General features: G+C 61.0%; 5 protein-coding genes. All 5 read right to left on the bottom strand.

Going from position 1 to position 4346, the window contains the following annotated elements; all coding sequences use genetic code 11:
* Positions 1-959: nucleotidyltransferase family protein (locus tag F8K16_RS03520; protein WP_294947009.1), on the bottom strand; the 959-nt coding region annotated here is incomplete at its 3' end.
* Positions 946-1650 carry an acylneuraminate cytidylyltransferase family protein gene (locus F8K16_RS03515; RefSeq protein ID WP_294947006.1) on the bottom strand — a complete coding sequence of 235 codons (705 nt, stop codon included), beginning with the start codon at positions 1648-1650 and terminating at the stop codon, positions 946-948. The genes F8K16_RS03515 and F8K16_RS03520, both read right to left, overlap by 14 nt.
* Positions 1647-2759, bottom strand: coding sequence for a UDP-N-acetylglucosamine 2-epimerase (gene neuC, locus F8K16_RS03510; protein ID WP_294947004.1), 1113 nt, complete (start codon positions 2757-2759; stop codon positions 1647-1649). Before neuC ends, F8K16_RS03515 begins: the two co-directional genes overlap by 4 nt.
* The gene (gene neuB, locus F8K16_RS03505; RefSeq protein ID WP_294947001.1) at positions 2753-3754 is read right to left on the bottom strand and encodes an N-acetylneuraminate synthase; all 1002 of its coding nucleotides are present in this window, start codon (positions 3752-3754) and stop codon (positions 2753-2755) included. Before neuB ends, neuC begins: the two co-directional genes overlap by 7 nt.
* Positions 3751-4346, bottom strand: a 596-nt coding sequence (locus F8K16_RS03500) for an acetyltransferase (protein WP_294947000.1), incomplete at its 5' end; no start/stop codon positions are given. The genes F8K16_RS03500 and neuB, both read right to left, overlap by 4 nt.

Raw genomic sequence — 4346 nt, 5'->3', positions numbered from 1 at the left:
GGCTGCGCTTGCCCCTGCAGCCGCTCAAGCACATCCGGCACATCCACCGGAACCCTGTCTATGCCGCGAATCACCTCCGGGTTCAGCACATAGATGCCGGCACTGACAAACTGCTGCACCACAGGCTTTTCCTCAATGCTTTTGAGGCGATGGCCCTCTGCCCGAACAACGCCAAAGGGGATCTGGAAACTGTATTCCCGCACGCACAGCGTGGCCGCCACCTGTTCCTGCTCGTGAAAGTTGAGCAGCGCATCAAAATTGACCCGGGTGAGTATGTCACCGTTCATCACCATGACCGGCGCCTGCAGCGCTTCATCTGGTAGCAGAGTCAGGCAACCTGCCGTCCCCAGTGGTTCATCTTCGTGCAGATAGTCGATTTCCACGCCCCAACGACGGCCATCACCGAAATACTCACGGATCATCTCGGCCTTGTAGTGTACGGAGATATAGAAACGGCGGAAGCCATGCTCCACGAAAGACTCAAGGATGTGTTCAAGAATGGGCTTGTCGCCCACATGAAGCAGTGGCTTGGGACGTTCCTGAGTGAGCGGGCGGAGACGGGTGCCAAAACCGCCGGCCATCAGCACCACGGCGTTATTACGGGCAGGTGGAGCCAGTGTGTCACGCAGTAGTTCAATACCGCACACCCGCCCCTCGTCATCCACAATGGGCAGGCGTTCGATGCTGCGATCCAGCATCAGACGCAGCCGCTGTGAACGCTCCGTGTCCATTGAAGTGGTGATGGGCGCGGGATTCATCACCGCCTTTGCCGGCACCTCAAGTCCCACATGACGCAACAGGGCGCGTCGGACGTCTCCATCCGTGATGACTCCCTTCAAATGTCGTTCTTCGTCACACACCAGCGCAATACGCCATCCGCCGCTATCCATGGCAGCCAGTACCTGCTCCAGTGGTGTGTCTGGTTGAACAAGGGTCGTTGTCCAGTCAGGTCGACTCATCTCGAATGTCTCCCATCAACGCTTCCGCAAGGTACCAGTCGATTTCCGTATCTATGTCTATGCCATCACGCCGTGACATCACATAGCCAAAGCAGCGCTCGTCCAGGTAAAAGCTATGGTGGCGCAGCAGAGCGTCGGTGTCGGCAATATAGATCGCACCATTGAGCTGATAGTAGCCTGCAAAGTCCTGACTGCGGCGCTTCCTGTTAACCGCCTCCAGAAAATGGTTCATCTCTCCCTCCGGTCCCAGCCTGTTGATCCACTGCGGTGGATGCTCCGCAGGAGAGACGGAGATGACGCTCAGTGCACGCTTGCGCTCAAACAGGTCCAGGGCTTCTTCAATATGCTTGGCGGTACGCAGGGGGGATGTGGGTTGCAGCAGCATAATGCGGTCATAGTGCTCTCCCCGCGCAGCCAGTATGCCAATGGCATGTTCAATCACATCCTGGGTAGTGGTTGTGTCTTCCGCCAGCTCTGGCGGGCGCATGAAGGGCACATCTGCGCCACTCTTTCTGGACACTTCCGCGATTTCTTCAGAGTCCGTGCTGACAATGACCCGATCGATGCGCTGAGCCTGCAAAGCCGCCTCCAGTGTCCAGCAGATGAGAGGCTTGCCATGCAGAGGACGCAGGTTCTTTCCGGGCAGGCGTTTGCTGCCGGCACGAGCAGGGACAATGGTGAGCGTCTTCAAACGACCCCCTTCAAAATCTGTAGCATTTCGGACAGGGTATCGGCCTTTTCATAGGGATTCTTTACAGTTCGTCTCCCTCTGCTCAAGGCCGTGCGGATGGCCTCGATGATAGCTTCGTTCTCGGCAGGCGTGTCGATGACACTTTCGGCCCGCTCCCGACCGGCCTGGCGGTCACCGATGTTGACTGTGGTCAGGCCAAAGCTGGGAGCTTCCAGTATGCCGCTGGATGAGTTGCCGATGACCACATCGGCGATGGCCAGCAGGCTGTGGTAGCGCAGTCGGCCCAGCGAGGGCGTGAGCCACACCGTGCCCGGATGCGCCTTGGCATATTCCCGCCACAGACGGTTGATGGTCTCGCCGCCCTCGTCCACATTGGCATAGGTGATGATCTGGGACGCTTCGGGAAACTGGGCCAGCGCGTCAATCAGCGCCCGCACCTGCTGTTCGGGGGACTGGTCGGTGGCGGTTTCCGGATGAAAGGTGATGACAAACAGCGGACTGCGCAGGGGCACGGGAATCTGTCGTTGCAGCGCTTCCCGATCCAGACGGGGTTGGTTAAGCACATTCCACACCCCAAGTGCCCCGACATGGTGAATGCGCTCGGCAGGCAGGCCCATCTGGCGCAGTTTCTCAGCCGCCTTTTCCGTGGCGGTCAGGTGCCAGTCCGCCAACTGACTGATGGCATGGCGGAAGCGATTGTCCAACGCCCCTGCGCTCTCCTCCCCACCATGCAGGTGAACAATCGGGATGTGCAGCAATGCGGTGGCGGCGGCGATGGCCAGCGTCTCAAAACGATCCCCCAACAGCACCAGCGTATCGGATTTCAGGTCAACCAGCACCGGCGCCATGCGCTCGGCGGCCACGCCAAAGGCCCGGGCATTGTCCAAGGCCGTGGTGGTGCCTTCCTCGAAGATGGGCACTCGCGCGGCAATGGGCAGACCATCGGCTTCAACCTCCCGCACAGTGCGGCCCTGGCTTTCCAGCAGATGGCTGCCGGTGACAATCAGCTGCAGTTCGGCCCAGTCGGCCTCGTGCAATGCATGGATCAGCGGCTGCAGAATGCCATAATCGGCCCGCGTGGTGGTGAGCACGGCAATCTTCTTCACCACTCGATGCCCTCCCCGGCGGCAAACGCCCGGGGCGCGGGCGTGCCGATCACATCATCCCATCGGTCACCCCAGAAGCCACTGTCATGACGGCGCAGCACCAACTTATCTTCGGTAATGATCTCACCCGCTGCGATAGGTCGGGCCGCCACCATGCGTCGTCGAGCGATGGCACGGGTGTCCATTTCCGCCGCCGTGGGCCGTTTGCGATCATCACCCAGCATTGTCTCCGCCTTGCGCAGCCGTTCGACAAAACGGGCCAGTTCATCCGGTTCCAGACTGGCTTTGTGATCCGGCCCGGGCAGGGCGCGATCCAGCGTAAAATGCTTCTCCACCACCGTGGCCCCCAGTGCCACCGCCATGGTGGCGGCGGTGTCATCAGCCGTATGGTCGGACAGGCCCACCGGCAGACCGAAGGTGTCCGCCAGGGTCACCATGGCGCGCAGGTTGACCGCCTCCGGCGGTGTGGGATAGGCGCTGGTGCAATGTAACAGCGTGAGATTTTCCCCGCTGAGCCCGCCATTCAGCAGTGTCTCCACGCCATGACGCACTTCATCCAGCGTGGACATGCCGGTGGACAGAATCGTGGGCCGGTCGTAGCGGGCGATGGTGCGCAGATAGGGCGTGGACAGCAGCTCCCCGGAAGGAATCTTGAAACGGCGCATGCCCAGCTCGGCCAGAAAATGGGCGCTCTCCTCGTCAAACGGGGTAGACATGAACTCGATGCCCACCTCATCGCAATGAACCTTCAGCTCCTGATGGGCCACCTCATCCAGCGCCAGCCTTGTGAGCATCTGCAGCTGGCTTTCCGTGCGTCCGGTATTGCGCTGCTGATATTCGGCCTGTCTTAAGGCGGGGCTGACCAGCTTTTCAGGGTTAAAGGTCTGGAACTTGACCGCGTCCGCCCCCGCATCAAGCGCCACGTCGATGAGCCTGTGGGCCAGCGCCACATCACCATTGTGATTAACACCGGCTTCGGCAATGATGAAAAGGCTCACTTCACCCTCCTTGCCGGGTTGCCCACCCACACGCCCGGTTCCTTGATGTCTCTGATCACGACACTGCCAGCACCAATGACCGTATCGTCGCAGATGCGCACCCCCTGTCCGATGACCGCCCCGCTGCCGATGAAACAGCGGTTGCCGATGTGCGCATCGCCATTGATGCGCGCGCCGGTGGAGATGTGGCAGTGATCACCCACCTCCACGTCATGTTCGATCAGCGCCTGAGAATTGACAATGCAGTCGTCGCCCACCCGGGCAAAGGCGTTGACCAGCGCCTGCTGCATCACCACGGTACCACGGCCGAGAGAAGCCGTGGACGCCACACTGGCATTGTCAGCCACCAGTGTCGGCAGGTGGGCATTAAGGGCGCACAGCCGCTCGAACAGCCGCATGCGGGGCATGGGATCTTCGATCTGTCCCACGGCAATGAGCACGCCGTCGGCCTGTGCCGCCAGCCGGGGCAGATCGGCATCAAAACCGAGCACCCGGGCGGGCTTGTGGCGACGACAGGACGCGCCGGGCGAGATGACCGCACCCCACACCGTCCAGTCCGACAGCCGTTCCACCATGGCCACGATGCTGGCGG

This window comes from Sulfurivirga sp., assembly GCF_015490265.1.
In the GTDB taxonomy this organism is placed as follows: Bacteria; Pseudomonadota; Gammaproteobacteria; order Thiomicrospirales; family Thiomicrospiraceae; genus Sulfurivirga.
The sequence above is the reverse complement of the archived record's forward strand: the minus strand, read 5'-3'. Positions and strand labels throughout refer to the sequence as shown.